The sequence below is a fragment of the Streptomyces sp. NBC_01433 genome (genome assembly GCF_026340105.1).
In the GTDB taxonomy this organism is placed as follows: Bacteria; Actinomycetota; Actinomycetes; order Streptomycetales; family Streptomycetaceae; genus Streptomyces.
The window spans coordinates 4744048-4759510 of record NZ_JAPEPM010000001.1 but is presented as its reverse complement, the minus strand read 5'-3'; the positions used below and the strand labels follow the sequence as shown (position 1 = coordinate 4759510).

13 protein-coding genes and 1 pseudogene are annotated in these 15463 nt (G+C 71.5%); 10 read left to right on the top strand and 4 right to left on the bottom strand.

Annotation, left to right across the window (positions count from 1 at the left end; translation table 11 throughout):
* Window positions 1–4: 4 nt before the first annotated feature.
* Window positions 5–787, bottom strand: coding sequence for a PspA/IM30 family protein (locus tag OG413_RS21415; protein WP_073725485.1), 783 nt, complete (start codon window positions 785–787; stop codon window positions 5–7).
* 296 nt (window positions 788–1083) lie between these two features.
* Here OG413_RS21415 and OG413_RS21410 point away from each other — a divergent pair, with 296 nt between their 5' ends.
* The 3 genes from OG413_RS21410 to OG413_RS21400 all read left to right on the top strand — a co-directional run bounded on the left by OG413_RS21410 (window position 1084) and on the right by OG413_RS21400 (window position 3689).
* Window positions 1084–1668 carry a DUF3043 domain-containing protein gene (locus OG413_RS21410; protein WP_266807833.1) on the top strand — a complete coding sequence of 195 codons (585 nt, stop codon included), beginning with the start codon at window positions 1084–1086 and terminating at the stop codon, window positions 1666–1668.
* A gap of 59 nt (window positions 1669–1727) precedes the next feature.
* The gene (locus OG413_RS21405) at window positions 1728–2462 is read left to right on the top strand and encodes a bifunctional 2-polyprenyl-6-hydroxyphenol methylase/3-demethylubiquinol 3-O-methyltransferase UbiG (RefSeq protein ID WP_266810280.1); all 735 of its coding nucleotides are present in this window, start codon (window positions 1728–1730) and stop codon (window positions 2460–2462) included.
* A gap of 135 nt (window positions 2463–2597) precedes the next feature.
* On the top strand, window positions 2598–3689 hold the full coding sequence (locus OG413_RS21400) for a S1C family serine protease (RefSeq protein ID WP_266807831.1): 1092 nt from the start codon (window positions 2598–2600) through the stop codon (window positions 3687–3689).
* 258 nt (window positions 3690–3947) lie between these two features.
* Here OG413_RS21400 and OG413_RS21395 read toward each other — a convergent pair.
* Window positions 3948–4148: pseudogene (locus OG413_RS21395) on the bottom strand (hypothetical protein); the annotation flags it as partial.
* Between the two features lie 78 nt (window positions 4149–4226).
* On the opposite strand from OG413_RS21395, the gene OG413_RS21390 reads away from it, so the two are divergent.
* The 4 genes from OG413_RS21390 (at window position 4227) to OG413_RS21375 (ending at window position 9378) form a co-directional block, all read left to right on the top strand.
* On the top strand, window positions 4227–5429 hold the full coding sequence (locus OG413_RS21390) for a bifunctional adenosylcobinamide kinase/adenosylcobinamide-phosphate guanylyltransferase (protein ID WP_266807829.1): 1203 nt from the start codon (window positions 4227–4229) through the stop codon (window positions 5427–5429).
* Between the two features lie 108 nt (window positions 5430–5537).
* The gene (gene cobT / locus OG413_RS21385; RefSeq protein ID WP_266807827.1) at window positions 5538–6701 is read left to right on the top strand and encodes a nicotinate-nucleotide--dimethylbenzimidazole phosphoribosyltransferase; all 1164 of its coding nucleotides are present in this window, start codon (window positions 5538–5540) and stop codon (window positions 6699–6701) included.
* 122 nt (window positions 6702–6823) lie between these two features.
* Window positions 6824–8659: a phosphatidylglycerol lysyltransferase domain-containing protein gene (locus OG413_RS21380; RefSeq protein WP_266807825.1), complete on the top strand. Its 1836-nt coding sequence runs from the start codon at window positions 6824–6826 to the stop codon at window positions 8657–8659.
* Window positions 8656–9378, top strand: coding sequence for a hypothetical protein (locus OG413_RS21375; RefSeq protein ID WP_266807823.1), 723 nt, complete (start codon window positions 8656–8658; stop codon window positions 9376–9378). Before OG413_RS21380 ends, OG413_RS21375 begins: the two co-directional genes overlap by 4 nt.
* Here the strand turns inward: OG413_RS21375 and OG413_RS21370 are convergent.
* Complete coding sequence (locus OG413_RS21370) at window positions 9318–10082, bottom strand: hypothetical protein (protein ID WP_266807821.1); 765 nt, start codon at window positions 10080–10082, stop codon at window positions 9318–9320. The two genes, OG413_RS21375 and OG413_RS21370, sit on opposite strands and share 61 nt — an antisense overlap.
* An 88-nt stretch (window positions 10083–10170) precedes the next feature.
* On the opposite strand from OG413_RS21370, the gene OG413_RS21365 reads away from it, so the two are divergent.
* Complete coding sequence (locus OG413_RS21365) at window positions 10171–10953, top strand: adenosylcobinamide-GDP ribazoletransferase (RefSeq protein ID WP_266807819.1); 783 nt, start codon at window positions 10171–10173, stop codon at window positions 10951–10953.
* A gap of 73 nt (window positions 10954–11026) precedes the next feature.
* Here the strand turns inward: OG413_RS21365 and OG413_RS21360 are convergent, their stop codons facing one another.
* Window positions 11027–11866 carry an endo alpha-1,4 polygalactosaminidase gene (locus tag OG413_RS21360; RefSeq protein ID WP_266807818.1) on the bottom strand — a complete coding sequence of 280 codons (840 nt, stop codon included), beginning with the start codon at window positions 11864–11866 and terminating at the stop codon, window positions 11027–11029.
* A gap of 321 nt (window positions 11867–12187) precedes the next feature.
* Here OG413_RS21360 and OG413_RS21355 point away from each other — a divergent pair, with 321 nt between their 5' ends.
* Together OG413_RS21355 and lpdA are read left to right on the top strand one after the other, a co-directional pair.
* Window positions 12188–13729, top strand: a complete 1542-nt coding sequence (locus OG413_RS21355; RefSeq protein ID WP_266807816.1) for a leucyl aminopeptidase — start codon at window positions 12188–12190, stop codon at window positions 13727–13729.
* Window positions 13730–14055: 326 nt separating this feature from the next.
* On the top strand, window positions 14056–15444 hold the full coding sequence (gene lpdA, locus OG413_RS21350) for a dihydrolipoyl dehydrogenase (RefSeq protein WP_266807814.1): 1389 nt from the start codon (window positions 14056–14058) through the stop codon (window positions 15442–15444).
* Window positions 15445–15463 lie beyond the last annotated feature (19 nt).

Genomic DNA, 15463 nt, shown 5'->3' with positions numbered 1-15463 from the left:
GCCCTTACTGCTTGTCGAACTTGTGCGGGGACTGCTGCGACTGCGGTGCGGCGTCCTGGGCACCGCCCTCGATGGCCTGCTGCGACGAGGAGGAGCCGCCGGCCAGTTCGGCCTTCATGCGCTGCAGCTCCAGCTCCACATCCGTACCACCGGAGAGCCGGTCCAGCTCGGCGGCGATGTCGTCCTTCGCCGTCCCGGTCGGGTCGTCCAGGGCGCCGGAGGCGAGCAGCTCGTCGATGGCGCCGGCCCGCGCCTGGAGCTGCTGCGTCTTGTCCTCGGCCCGCTGGATCGCCAGGCCGACGTCGCCCATCTCCTCGGAGATCCCGGAGAACGCCTCGCCGATCCGGGTCTGCGCCTGGGCCGCCGTGTAGGTCGCCTTGATCGTTTCCTTCTTCGTACGGAAGGCGTCGACCTTGGCCTGCAGCCGCTGGGCCGCCAGAGTGAGTTTCTCCTCCTCACCCTGCAGCGTGGTGTGCTGCGTCTCCAGGTCCGTGACCTGCTGCTGGAGGGCGGCACGCCGGGACAGCGCCTCGCGGGCCAGGTCCTCGCGACCGAGCGCGAGCGCCTTGCGTCCCTGGTCCTCCAGCTTGGACGACTGTCCCTGCAGCTGATTCAGCTGCAGCTCCAGCCGCTTGCGCGAGGTCGCCACATCGGCGACGCCGCGGCGTACCTTCTGAAGCAGCTCCAGCTGCTTCTGGTACGAGTAATCGAGGGTCTCGCGCGGATCCTCGGCCCGGTCAAGGGCCTTGTTTGCCTTCGCGCGGAAGATCATCCCCATACGCTTCATGACACCGCTCATGGGCTTCGCGCGCCCCCTTCTGACGGACTGAGCTCCAGCACTCCAACAGAACCCACAGTACGGGCCCTGTCTCTATTACCGCACTGTCAGGGAGCTGATGTGCTCCTCCCAAAGGACGACTGCCCCCGGTGACCGCTCCCGCCCAGGGAGTAGGTGACCTCAGGGAAACCGGTGGCATACGTCCGTTCTGCCCCTGTCAGGGCGCTTCTCGGGACGCAGGCCGTTGCCGGATCGTTCCCGCCCGGTCCGGACTCTCCATGGACGACCCCGTACCCTTGGGTTTTGTGTTCCGTAGCCGTGCCAAGGAAGAGAAGGTCCCCACGACGGACCTCTCCAAGACGTCCCGCGACCCGCAGGCTCCCAAGGGTCGCCCCACCCCCAAGCGCAGCGAGGCCCAGACGCAGCGCCGGCGTGCTTCCAGCACGCCGACCGATCGCAAGGAGGCCATGAAGCGCCAGCGCGAAGCGCGCCGCGTGGACCTGGCCAAGCAGCGTGAGGCGCTCGCCACCGGTGACGAGCGCTACCTCCCGGCGCGCGACAAGGGGCCGGTCCGGCGCTTTGTCCGTGACTTCGTGGACTCGCGCTTCTGCATCGCCGAGTACTTCCTGCCGCTCGCCGTGATCATCCTGATTCTCAGCGTGATCCAGATCCAGAACATCCAGAACATCTCGCTGCTGCTCTGGCTCGGCGTGATCGTGCTGATCGTGGTCGACTCCGTCGGCCTCGCGTTCCGGCTCAAGAAGCAGCTGCGGGAACGTTTCCCGGACACCCCGAAGCGCGGCGCCCTCGCGTACGGCCTGATGCGCACGCTCCAGATGCGTCGCCTGCGGCTCCCGAAGCCCCAGGTCAAGCGGGGAGAGCGGCCCTGAGTACGGAGACCACCGGTTTCACCGGGGTCTCTTCGGCGTGGCTGAAGGGTCTCGGCGGACTGCGCAACACGGTCCGCCAGGAACTCGTCGCCCGACAGCTGGACGAGCAGATAGCCGCGCGCTTCCCGGTGGGGCAGCGGCTGCGGGTGCTCGATGTGGGCATGGGCCAGGGCACCCAGGCGCTGCGGCTGGCCAGGGCGGGTCATTCGGTGACCGGTCTGGAGGCCGACGCGGACATGCTGCGGGCCGCCCGCGAGGCGCTGTCGGTGGAGCCCGAGGGCATCCGGGAACGGGTCAGGCTGATCGAGGGTGACGGCCGGGACACCGGCGTGCACTTCCTGCCCGGCAGCTTCGACCTGGTGCTCTGCCACGGTGTGCTGATGTATGTCCAGGAGCCGGACCCGATACTGGCGGGGCTGGCCCGGATGCTGGCGCCCGGCGGGCTGCTCTCCCTGCTCGTACGGAACGCGGACGCCCTCGCGATGCGCCCCGGGCACGCCGGGGACTTCGACGGCGCGCTGTCGGCGTTCGACACGGCCACGTACACCAACCGGCTCGGCGCCACCGTGCGGGCCGACCGGCTCGACGCCCTGACGGCCACGCTCGCCGGGATCGCGGCGCCGTTGCATGCCTGGTACGGGGTCCGGGTCTTCACGGACAACGTGGGCAACGACGTGGAGCTGCCCGCCGCCACGGAGCTGGAGCAGGTGCTGGCGGCGGAGGACCGGGCCGGGCGCACGGACCCGTACCGCCGGGTGGCGGCACTGCTGCACCTGTGCGGCGTCCGCGGCTGAGGGTCGGCCCCGGCGGGGCACGGGGACCGTTCCGGAGCGCCCGGCGCTCCGGCATCCGGGCCGGAGCGGCCCGTACGGCCCCGTTCGGCCCATCAGCGCAGGCCGCGGGCGGGGGTCAGACGTGAGACTCCGGACATGGATGCATCTCACTCCCGCAGCCGAGTGCGCCGGCTGTTGCTGCCGTTGACCGCAGGTGTCTGCGCGATCGCCCTGGTGGGCGGCTGCTCCGACGCCGACTCCACTTCCCGCTCCGCGGGCGAGTCCAGCCCGTCGGGCACGGTGCAGGGCTCGGCCTCCCGCGTCACCAATGACCTGCAGGACGACTACGAGGCCGTCATCAAGGATGTGCTGCCGTCGGTCGTACAGATCGATGCCTCCAACAGTCTGGGCTCGGGCATCGTGTATGACGACAAGGGCCATATCGTCACGAACGCCCATGTGGTCGGCTCGGAGAAGACCTTCAAGGTCAGCGTCGCCACCGGTGAGAAGGTGTTCAGCGCCTCGCTCGTCTCCTCGTATCCGGAACAGGACCTGGCCGTCATCAAGCTCGACAAGGTCCCCGACGGGCTGAAGGCCGCGAAGTTCGGTGACTCGACGAAGGTCGAGGTGGGGCAGATCGTGATGGCGATGGGCTCGCCGCTCGGTCTGTCCAGCAGCGTCACCCAGGGCATCGTCTCGGGCCTGGGCAGGACCGTGAGCGAGGGCCGTACGGGCGGGGGCACGGGGGCGACGATCGCCGACATGGTGCAGACGTCCGCGGCGATCAACCCGGGCAACAGCGGCGGCGCGCTGGTGAACCTCAACAGTGAGGTGATCGGCATTCCGACGCTCGCGGCGACGGACCCGCAGATGGGTGGCAGCGCGGCCCCCGGGATCGGGTTCGCGATCCCGGTGTCGATGGTGAAGACGGTCGCCGACCAGATCATCAAGAGCGGCAAGGTCACCGACTCGGGACGGGCCGCGCTGAACATCACCGGGCGCACGGTCGTCGACAGCAGCTACCAGCCCGCCGGTGTGGCGCTGGTCAGCGTGACGAAGGGCGGCGCCGCGGAGAAGGCGGGGCTGCGGGCCGGCGACATCATCACCAAGGTCGGCGGCAGCGCGGTCACGACGATCACGTCGCTCTCCGAGGTCCTGGCGGGCGACAAGCCCGGCCAGAAGGTCACGGTCACGTACACGCGCAGCGACGCGGAGAAGACGGCCGAGGTCACGCTGGGCGAGATCTGAGGGGTCCCGGGTCCGGGTCCTGGGCGGGTCCAGGTCCGGTCCGGGGTCCGGGGTCCGGGGGCCACGATCAGGACCGGCCGGCACGGTACGCGGAAGGGGCGGGCGGCAGCAGGGTTTCCCTGTGCCGTCCGCCCCTTTCCGTCGTACGGGAGCCGCGGGGTCGTACCCCGGTCAGGCCGTGTCGGCCGCCCCGGCCCGGTCGGCCTCGGGCTGGTCGGCCCGGTCGGACGCTTCGGGCTGTTCGGACTGTTCGGGCTGATCCGCGCGGAGACTCATCGGGCCGTAGATCTTGGTCGCGTCCTCGAAGAGCGTCACCTGCTCCGCTCCGCCCTCCACGAGCTCCTTCCAGAACTCACCGATCCAGGACTCCGCATCGCCCTGGGTCGTGAACTCGTCCGGCTGAAGAGCCGGCTCCGTCTCCGTACCGTCGGACTTCTCGAACCGCCACGTCCACGCCATGTCCGCCTCCTGGGTCACGTTGCTGCCCGAAGCCTAGCCGGGCGCGCACCCGGCGCGGGGACGCGGGAGGATCAGGACGTGGAACTGACTCTGCTCGGCACCGGAGCCCCCGACGGGCTGCCGCGGCCCGACTGCCCCTGCGCCGCCTGCGCGAGTGCCCGCGGCCCGCGGGCGCGGGCCGCGACCTCCCTGTTGATCGACGACGCGCTGCTGCTCGACCTCACCCCCGGGGCCGTGCTCGCGGCCGCCCGTGCGGGGCATTCGCTGAGCGCGGTGCGCCAGGTGCTGCTGACCCATCCCCATGACGGGCCCGCCGTCGAGCTGCCGGCCGTGCTGCCACCGGCCGGGCGGGTGCCGGACGGCCAGGTGCTGACGCTGATCAGCGGGCACCGGGTGCGGGCGGTGCCGATGGACGCGCCGGGGACCGGGTACGAGGTGACGGCGCCGGAGGGCGAGCGGCTGCTGTACCTGCCGCCCGGTGCCGCGCCCGCGGGACTCACCGGGCGGGTGGCGGCGCCGTACGACATGGTGGTCGGCGATGTGATCGCACGGCCCGACGCGGTGGCCCGGCTGCGGGCCGTCCACGCGGTCGGCCCGACCACCGAGGTCATCGCCGTCCATCTGGGCCATGACGCGCCGCCCGGCGCCGCGCTGGACCGGCAGCTCGCGGCCGCCGGAGCGCGCGCCGTTCCGGACGGGACGACGCTGGTGGTGGGCGAGTACCACGCGGTACCGGACGTGCCCCGGCGCACGCTGGTGACCGGCGGCGCACGGTCCGGGAAGTCGCTGGAGGCCGAGCAGCGCCTGGAGACCTTCCCCGAGGTGGTGTACGTGGCGACCGGCGGCCGCCGTGACGGCGACGCCGAGTGGGCGGAGCGGGTGGGTCTGCACCGGGAGCGCAGGCCCTCCGCGTGGCGCACCGAGGAGACCTGTGAGCTGGCGGGGCTGCTGACCCGGGACGGGCCACCGCTGCTGATCGACTGCCTCTCGCTGTGGCTGACGGACGCCATGGACCGGGTGGTGGCCTGGGACGACGCACGGTGGGCGGACGGTGGCGCGGAGGCGTTGCGGGAGCGGGTCGCGGAGCTGGTCCACGCGGTGCGCGGGACGCCGCGGAAGGTGGTGGCGGTGACCAACGAGGTGGGCTCGGGGGTCGTACCGTCGACGGCGGCCGGGCGGCGGTTCCGGGACGAGCTGGGGCGGTTGAACGCGGCGGTCGCGGCGGAGTGCGAGGAGGTTCTGCTGGTGGTGGCGGGGCAGGTACTGGTGCTGCGGGGGTGAGCCCGCCTCCGGCGGCACTTCCCGGGAGGGGGCACCGGTACTGTTCCCGGCAGGAGCCCGCCGCCGGGTTCCCGGCCCCCGACGTTACGACCCGCGAGGCAGACCTCCGTGAATCTGGACGACTTCTCCGATCTGATCGAACGCCCCGACGGCGGCGTACGGCGCGATGCCGAGGAACGCCGGGAGCGCCTGACCGTTCCGCCGGGCGCCCTCGGCCGCCTCGACGAACTGGGCGAGTGGCTCTCCGCCGCCCAGCAGTCCGTGCCGGTCAAGCCGGTCGAGCAGCCGCGCGTGGTGCTCTTCGCCGGTGACCACGGAGTGGCGGAGCTGGGCGTCTCCGGCCGCGCGGCCGGGAGTACGTACGACCTCGTCCGGGCCGCGCTGGACGGCGCGAGTCCCGTATCGGTGCTGGCCCGCCGCTTCTCCGTACCGCTGCGGATCGTCGACGCCGGTGTGGACTGCGACCCGGAGCTGCTCCCCGAGTCCGTCGTACGGCACCGGGTGCGGCGCGGCAGCGGGCGGATCGACATCGAGGACGCGCTGACGGCGGAGGAGGCCGAGCGGGCGGTACGTCTCGGTATGGCGATCGCCGACGAGGAGGCCGACTCCGGGACCGATCTGGTGGTGCTCGGCGATCTCAGTGTCGGCGGCACCACGGCCGCGGCCACGCTGATCGCCGCCCTGTGCGGTACGGACGCCTCGGTGGTGACGGGGCGCGGCGGTGCGGGCATCGACGATCTGGCGTGGATGCGCAAGTGTGCGGCGATCCGGGACGCGCTGCGCCGGGCGCGGCCGGTCCTCGGCGACCAGCTGGAACTGCTGGCCACGGTCGGGGGCGCGGATCTGGCGGCGACGACGGGTTTCCTGCTCCAGAGCGCGGTGCGCCGGATGCCGGTGATCCTGGACGGCGTCGTCTCGGCGGCCTGTGCGCTGGTGGCCCAGCGCGCGGCGTTCCGGGCACCGGACTGGTGGCTGGCGGGGCAGGTCAGCGGTGAGCCCGCGCAGACGAAGGCGCTGGACCGGATGGCGCTGACCCCGCTGCTCGACCACGGGATCACCGTGGGCGAGGGAAGCGGAGCGCTGCTCTCCCTGCCGCTCGTCCAGGCCGCGGCGGCGTTGGCCGCCGAACTGCCCGAGCGCGCGCCGGACGCGGAAACGGACACGGACGACGAAGCGGAGGGGGCGGCGGACACCGGCTCCGACGCCGAGACCGACGCCGAGCCCAAGTCCGAAGGCGAAGCCGGAGCCGACGACGCGAAGAACGGCGTCTGACCGGACCGGCTCCCCCAGGAGCTGCCCTCAGCAGCGCCCGGCCCTCCCGGGCCGCGGTCGACCGGACACCGGCCGCGGCCCCGCACCACCATGAACCGCGACGCCCCATATGATCGCTTTTCATGGGAGAGGTCCGATTGGCCAGTGAGGAAGCCGGGCGCAGCACCGCCCGGTCCCGGCGCAGCGCGGCGTTCGCCATCTGGTATCTGCGCATCGTCTCGTTCATCAACTTCCTGAGCGCCGTCTGGGTCAGCTTCGGCCAGGATCTGCGGCGCCACAACACCGAGAACTTCTTCACCCCCTATCTGCTCACCGCGGGCTTCTCGTCGGGGGTGGTCGCGCTGTTCCTGGCCGTCACGATGCGGCGGCGCAAGCGGGCCGCCTGGATCGTCAACATGGTGGCGGGCGGGCTCCTGCTGCTGCTCCTGGCCCTCGCGTTCTTCTTCCCGGAGATCCGGCAGCACGCTCAGAACTGGGTCTCGCTGGCCCTCACCGCGGCGTTCGTCCTGGCCCTGCTGCTGGGCCGGCGGGAGTTCTACGCGAAGGGCGACCGCGCCAACCCCCGGCTGGCTGCCGTGGTCGCGGTCGGCGGGCTGCTGATCGCCTCGCTGCTCGCCGCGGGCCTGGTCACCATCACCAACACCGCGCACGACGAGTACCGCTCGACGTTCCTGGACCGCTGGCGCTACGGGGCGCTGCGGCTGATCTCGGTCGCCGCCGACGACTCGCGCTTTCCCGGCATCACGTCGCCGGGCTGGGTCAACGTCGTCATCAACATCCTTTCCACCCTGCTGCTCATCGCCGTCGTGTACGCGGCGTTCCGCGCCCGCCGGGCCGTCGACGCGCTGACTCCCGAGGACGAGGCGAAGCTCCGCGCCCTCCTGGACGTGTACGGGGACCGCGACTCGCTCGGCTACTTCGCGCTGCGCCGCGAGAAGAGTGTCGTCTGGTCGCCGACCGGGAAGGCGGCCGTGGTCTACCGCGTGGTCGGCGGGGTGTCACTCGCCTCCGGTGACCCGATCGGCGACCTGGAGGCCTGGCCGGGTGCGATCGTGCCGTGGCTCACCGAGGCGCGGGAGCACGGCTGGCTCCCGGCGGTGATGGGCGCGAGCGAGGAGGCGGGCACCGTCTACGCCCGGCATGGCCTCGACGCGCTGGAACTGGGCGACGAGGCGATCGTGGAGACCTCCGAATTCACCCTCGACGGGCGGGCGATGCGCACCGTGCGCCAGGCGTACAACCGCGTCAAACGGGCCGGGTACGAGGTGACCGTCCGGCGGCACGAGGACATCCCCGAGGACGAGATGGCCCAGTTGCTGCGGCGCGCGGACGACTGGCGCGACGGGGCCACCGAGCGCGGCTTCTCGATGGCGCTGGGGCGCCTGGGCGACCCGGCGGACGGACAGTGCGTGATGCTGGAGTGCCGGGACGCCGCCCCGGAAAGCCAGGACGGTCAGGAAGGCCGGGACGGTCAGGAGGGCCGGGACGGTCAGGACAGGCGGCCGGGCGAGCTGCGCGCCGTGCTGAGCTTCGTACCCTGGGGCCCGCACGGTCTCTCGCTGGATCTGATGCGCCGCGACCGGGACGCGGAGAACGGCCTGATGGAGTTCATGGTCATCGAGCTGCTCCAGCGCTCCGAGGAGATCGGGATCACGCAGGTCTCGCTCAACTTCGCCATGTTCCGGTCCGTCTTCGAGAGGGGATCGCGCCTGGGTGCCGGACCGGTGCTGAGGCTGTGGCGCTCCCTGCTGAGCTTCTTCTCGCGCTGGTGGCAGATCGAGTCGCTCTACCGCGCCAACGCCAAGTACCGACCGATCTGGGAGCCCCGTTTCATGCTCTTCGAGAAGAGCGCCGATCTGCTGCGCATCGGCATCGCGGCGGGCCGCGCCGAAGGGTTCCTGGAGGCCCCCGGGCTGCCCAAGTGGCTGCACCGCTCGCATCTGGCCACCCGCAGATGACCCGCGTGGGCGCCCTGCGCGCGGCGGCCCGCCGGGAGTGGGGGCCGGCACTGGGAACCGTACGGCGGGCACTGACCGATCGTGGTGTGCGGGCCGTCCCGATGACGCTGACGGCGGTGTTCCTGACGGCGCTGATACAGGTGGTGCAGAACCAGTCCTGGGGCTTTCGGACCGTGCAGGACCTCGGCGCGGTGCAGGCGGAGGACCCGGTATGGCTCGCCCTGCTGCGTACCCCGCTCTCGCTGTTCGTCCCCGCTCTCGATCTGCCGGTGTGGGGCGCGCTGGCGCAGTTGCTGGTGATGTTCGGCATCGCCGAGATCTGTCTGGGGCGTTGGCGCACGCTCGGCATCGCGTATCTGGCGACGCTGGCCGGGACGCTGTACGCACGGGTCGGCATCGCGGTCGGCCCGGCGGGTTTCCTCGGGCTGCCGGCCTCCGACGCGCAGGTCGTGGACACGGGTCCGTCGGCGGCGGTGGTGGGGCTCGCGGTGTACGTCTGCCATGCCTACCGGGCGTGGTTCACCGGAGCGCTGGTGATCGTGACGATGGTGGTGGAGATCGTCTTCAAGGACAACCTGGCGGGCAAGGAGCATCTGGCCGCGATCGTCGTCGTGCTGGTGCTGTGCGCGGTGGTGGAGGTACGCGCGCGGCGGCGCGGTCAGGGCTCGCGGCCGGGCGGCAGCGGCACCCGGTCCGGCGCCCCTCCGATGAGGTCCTGAAATCTGCGGCGCGGCCCCGCCCAGCGCACATCGTGGTGGTACGCGCGCAGCACCGACCGGGCACGGGCGCGGTGCCTGCCCCGGTAGAACCGCTTCGCCCACGGCGAGGCCGGCCGGGCCAGCCGGATCGCGCCGGTCAGCGCGACGAACGGGACGAGGGTGCCGACCACCGCCATCCGCGCCTTGCCCTTGAACAGGGCGATCAGTACGAAGCAGAAGTTGACCGCGAAGGACACAACGAGGCTCAGCCTGCTCTGCTGTTCCGCACCGCTCACGTCGTTCACCCCCAGCGGCGAGAAGCCAGCCAGGACCAGCAGGACGAGCGAGGCGGTGAGGACGACGACCTCCACGCTCTGGCGCCCCTGCTCGGTCCAGTACACGTCGTTCAGGTGGAGGATCAGCGCGAACTCGTCCAGCACGAGCCCCGCCCCGATCCCGAAGATCACCGCGCAGGTCCCCGCGGTGGCCCCGTGCCGCCCGCTCGCGACCGCGCCGAATCCGCCGACCACGGTCAGCACGACGCCGGGCACCACGTGGTGGACATGCACCCCGCCCGGGGTGATGTTGCGGAACGGGCCCTTCCCGGCCCGGATCAGCCGGGTGATGGTGCGGGTGACGGCGAAGGTCAGCACAAAGGCGCTCAGCGCCAGGAGCAGCGGGAGCTTGCCCGGCTCGGTGATGTTGGTGTGCCACCAGTGACCCATGCCACCCACTCCCGATAAGTCACGTTGCATCGATTTTGATGCGTTTTGCCTAATCTATCGGCGAGATGAACCGGCTAGCCTGCCCGCGGTGACCTCCCTGAACAGCCACGGCATACGTTTCGCTTTCGGCACCCTGACCGCTCTCCCCGTCCGCGTCACCCGCTGGGACCGCGAGAGCGCGCGCGCCGGAATGCTCTGTGCCCCGCTCGCCGGCCTCGTCGTGGGTCTGCTCGCCGCCGCGCTCGGGTCCCTGTCGCTGCTGTTCGGGTCGGGGCCGCTGCTCGCGGCGGTCGCCTCCGTCGCGGTGCCCGCCGCCCTCACCCGGGGCCTGCATCTGGACGGCCTGGCGGACACCGCCGACGGCCTCGGCAGCGCGAAACCGGCGGAAGCGGCGCTGCGGATCATGAAGCAGTCGGACATTGGTCCGTTCGGTGTCATCGCGCTGCTCCTGGTCCTGCTGGCCCAGGTCGCGGTCCTCTTCGAGCTGTACGGGCAGGGCTGGGCGCACGGTGCGCTGGGAGCGGCCGTCGCCGCCGTCGCCGCCCGGCTCGCGCTCACGCTGGCGTCCCGTCAGGGGGTCCCGGCGGCCCGCCCGGAGGGCCTGGGCGCGGTGGTCGCCTCCACCGTTCCGGCCGGGGGCGCGCTGGCGGCCGGGGCTGTCACGGTGGCGGGCTGCGCGGCGGCGGGGGCACTCTTCGGCCCGTACGGGGCCCTGCACCACGCGCTCGCCGTGCTGGGCGCCCTCGTGGCCGCCGAGTTGCTGCTGCGGCACTGCGTGCGGCGCTTCGGCGGGGTGACCGGGGACGTGTTCGGCGCGCTGACGGAGACGGCGGCGACGGCGGCGCTGGTGATCCTGGCGCTGGGGTCCTGAGCCGGGGGGCTTGGCGGGGGGGCGGGAGGGGAGCCGGGGGGCTTGAGCCGGGGCCCCTAGTCCCGCTCTCGCGTCAGCACGCCTTCCGCCAGACTCCCAGTTCGTACTTCTTGAGCAGCGAGCTCAGCCCCAGCCGCCGGGAGTCGGGGCAGAAGCGTGCCACCGGCAGCTCGTACTCGACATGGAAGACGGCCTTGTCCGCCTCGATGAACGGGCTCAGTTCGGCGCATTCGCCGTACTGGGCGCACTGCTCGTTGACCGCGAAGTCGAAGTCCGCCACCAGCCGCGGGATCTGGTCCAGGTCGTTCTTCAGGCCCACGGCGAGCCCGTGGCGGTGGGCGATGCGGGCGATCAGCCGGTTGTAGCGCAGCTGGTCGTCGGCGGTGAGCGGGAAGCCGGTGCGGTTGCGGTAGCCGTCCATGTTGTCCGGCTCCACGGCGTCGAAGCCCTTCTTCGCGCACATGGCGATCCGGGCCTCCATCAGCGGCTCCAGGACGTCGACGGCGCGGATGTCGAGCCAGCGCTCGCCGTCCCAGCCGTTGCCCCGGCCGAGCACGGCGGCGGGGAACTTCCCGGCGTCCGGACGGAAGTCCTCCCAGGCACCGGTGGAGAGGTAGCAGATGACCTTGCGGCCCCTGTCGTGCAGATCGGCCACCGCCTCGGCGTCGTGGTCGAAGCCGTCGATGTCGTACACCGGGACGTCGACCGTGGGGTCGAGCCGGCCGGAGAGCTGCCACTGCCAGTCCAGGCCCGGCTCGGGACGCCAGTGGGAACCGGCGCGCGGCCCGGAGGGACCGGCGTGCGGCTGTCCGGGGTCGGATTCCGGCCGCCCCGGGGCGCAGCCGGACAACAGGACCAACAGAATCAGTACGGTGACGGGGACCGGCGACCACCGTCCCGTACCGACCGTCACACCGCTTCCTCGCACCGCTCCCCCGCTCTCTGTCCGTCCGGCGTTCCACCGGGAGCAACGACCCTACTGCCGGGCCGGATTCCCTGAAGACCCCGGCCGCCCGGAGGGCCACCGCACGGCCGGGCGGCGCCGGGAACGAACCGCCTCGGGACCGGGAACAGGACCGCCCCGGCACCGGGAACGGCCCGCCGCCGTGATCCAACAGGAAAGGCGCGCGTAGGCTCATTCCCGGCACATTGCGGCGGCGTCTACGATGCGCCGGGCACGGTCGGCCCACCCCTCGACCGACTCAGAACTCAACGGAAGCGAGATTTCACCACCGTGACTGCTCTCACTCTCAGCACTGCCGGCGCGGCGACGCTGCGCGCCGACGCACTCGTCGTCGGCGTCGCGAAGGGCGCCAAGGGCCCGGTCCTCGCACCGGGCGCCGAGGCCGTGGACAAGGCGTTCGACGGAAAGCTCGCCACCGTCCTGGAGACCCTGGGTGCCGCAGGTGCCGAGGGCGAAGTGACCAAGCTCCCCGCGCCGTCCGGCCTCAAGGCCCCGGTCATCATCGCGGTCGGGCTCGGTCCGGTCCCGGACAAGAACGACGCGTACGACACCGAGGCGCTGCGCCGGGCCGCGGGCAACGCCGCCCGCGCGCTGGCCGGTTCGAAGAAGGCCGGCTTCGCCCTGCCGGTCGAGTCCGTCGAGGACGCCGAGGCCGTCGCCGAAGGCGCGCTGCTCGGTGCGTACGCCTTCACCGCCTACCAGGGCGGCGAGGACAAGGTCGCCCCCAAGGGCAAGAAGGGCAACGGCCCGAAGCAGCCGCTCGCCGAGGTCGCCCTGCTCGGCGCCAAGCCGCGCGACAAGGCGTTCAAGGCCGCCGCCGAGCGCGCCGTCGCCGTCGCCGAGGAGATCAACCGCGCCCGCGACCTGATCAACACCCCGCCGAACGACCTGTACCCCGAGTCCTTCGCCGCCGTGGCCACCGCCGCCGGCAAGGAGCACGGCATCAAGGTGCAGGTCCTCGACGAGAAGGCGCTCGTCAAGGGCGGCTTCGGCGGCCTGCTGGGTGTCGGCCAGGGCTCGACCCACGGCCCGCGCCTGGTGAAGCTCGCCTACACGCACCCGAAGGCGGAGAAGACCCTGGCCCTCGTGGGCAAGGGCATCACCTACGACTCGGGCGGCATCTCGCTGAAGCCGGCCGGTCACAACGAGACGATGAAGTGCGACATGAGCGGCGCCGCCGCCGTGTTCGCCGCCGTCGTCGCGGCCTCCCGCCTCGGCCTCCAGGTCAATGTCACCGGCTGGCTGGCGCTCGCCGAGAACATGCCGTCCGGCAACGCCACCCGCCCGGGTGACGTGCTGCGCATGTACAGCGGCAAGACCGTCGAGGTCCTCAACACCGACGCCGAGGGCCGTCTCGTCCTCGCCGACGCGCTGACCCGCGCCTCGGAGGAGCAGCCGGACGCGATCGTCGACGTGGCGACCCTGACCGGCGCGATGGTGCTGGCGCTCGGCAACCGCACGTTCGGCATCATGGCGAACGACGACGCCTTCCGTACCTCCATCCACGAGATCGCCGAGGAGGTCGGCGAGGCTTCCTGGCCGATGCCGCTCCCCGCCGACCTGCGCAAGGGCATGGACTCCCCGACCGCCGACATCGCCAACATGGGCGAGCGGATGGGCGGCGGCCTGGTGGCCGGTCTGTTCCTCCAGGAGTTCGTGGGCGAGGGCATCGCCTGGGCGCACCTGGACATCGCGGGCCCGGCCTTCCACGAGGGCGCGCCGTACGGCTACACGCCCAAGGGCGGCACCGGCTCCTCGGTCCGCACCCTGGTGAAGCTGGCGGAGCGCACCGCCGCCGGAGACCTCGGCTGAGATCGCTGACGTTGTACGGCCCCGGGCATATGTCCGGGGCCGTATGTGTTCCTTTGTCGACATCGCCGCGCGGTTGCGGCGGGTTTCGCTCTCAACGAAATCCGTACGTCTCTACGCAGCGGTAACCGTCCGGGACGGGCGACCATCCGTCTCAGACCCGGGCCCCGCGTCCCGCCCACCGTCAACAAGTGCGAAGATGGGTTCTCGGCAGGACAGGGCCCCCACCACAGGGCCGAATAACAAAAGCGGCCGAACACCAGCCGACCGGCCGGTCACACCCCAGCGACGGGGCCCGGCGTACGGCGCACATGCATGGAGGACGTGACGTGGCGAACGACGCCAGCACCGTTTTCGACCTAGTGATCCTCGGCGGTGGCAGCGGCGGTTATGCCGCGGCCCTGCGTGGAGCTCAGCTGGGCCTGGACGTCGCCCTGATCGAGAAGGGCAAGGTCGGCGGTACCTGCCTGCACAACGGCTGCATTCCCACGAAGGCGCTGCTGCACGCCGGCGAGATCGCCGACCAGGCTCGCGAGGCCGGCCAGTTCGGCGTCAAGGCGACCTTCGAGGGCATCGACATCGAGGCCGTCCACAAGTACAAGGACGAAGTGATCACGGGCCTGTACAAGGGTCTGCAGGGTCTCATCGCCTCGCGCAAGGTCCACTACATCGAGGGTGAGGGCCGGCTCTCGTCCGCCACCTCGGTCGACGTGAACGGCCAGCGCGTCGAGGGCCGCCACGTGCTGCTCGCGACCGGCTCCGTGCCGAAGTCGCTGCCGGGCCTGGAGATCGACGGCAACCGGATCATCTCCTCGGACCACGCGCTGAAGCTGGACCGCGTACCGAAGTCCGCGATCGTGCTGGGCGGCGGCGTGATCGGCGTCGAGTTCGCCTCGGCGTGGAAGTCCTTCGGCACCGACATCACCATCGTCGAGGGCCTCAAGCACCTGGTCCCGGTCGAGGACGAGAACAGCTCGAAGCTTCTTGAGCGCGCGTTCCGCAAGCGCGGCATCAAGTTCAACCTCGGTACGTTCTTCGACAAGGCCGAGTACACGCAGGACGGCGTCCGCGTGACGCTCGCCGACGGCAAGACCTTCGAGGCGGAGCTGCTCCTGGTCGCCATCGGCCGCGGCCCGGTCTCGCAGGGCCTGGGCTACGAGGAGGCGGGTGTCGCGATGGACCGCGGCTACGTCCTCGTCGACGAGTACATGCAGACCAACGTCCCGACCATCTCGGCCGTCGGCGACCTGGCCCCGACCCTCCAGCTCGCCCACGTCGGCTTCGCCGAGGGCATCCTGGTGGCGGAGCGGCTGGCCGGTCTCAAGACCGTCCCGATCGACTACGACGGCGTGCCGAAGGTGACGTACTGCCACCCCGAGGTCGCCTCCGTCGGGATCACCGAGGCCAAGGCCAAGGAGATCTACGGCGCGGACAAGGTCGTCGCCCTCAAGTACAACCTCGCGGGCAACGGCAAGAGCAAGATCCTGAAGACCGCGGGCGAGATCAAGCTCGTCCAGGTCAAGGACGGTGCCGTGGTCGGCGTCCACATGGTCGGTGACCGTATGGGCGAGCAGGTCGGCGAAGCTCAGCTGATCTACAACTGGGAGGCGCTGCCCTCCGAGGTCGCGCAGCTCATCCACGCCCACCCGACCCAGAACGAGGCCATGGGCGAGGCCCACCTGGCTCTGGCCGGCAAGCCTCTCCACTCCCACGACTGATCTTCAGTCCCGGGCGCGA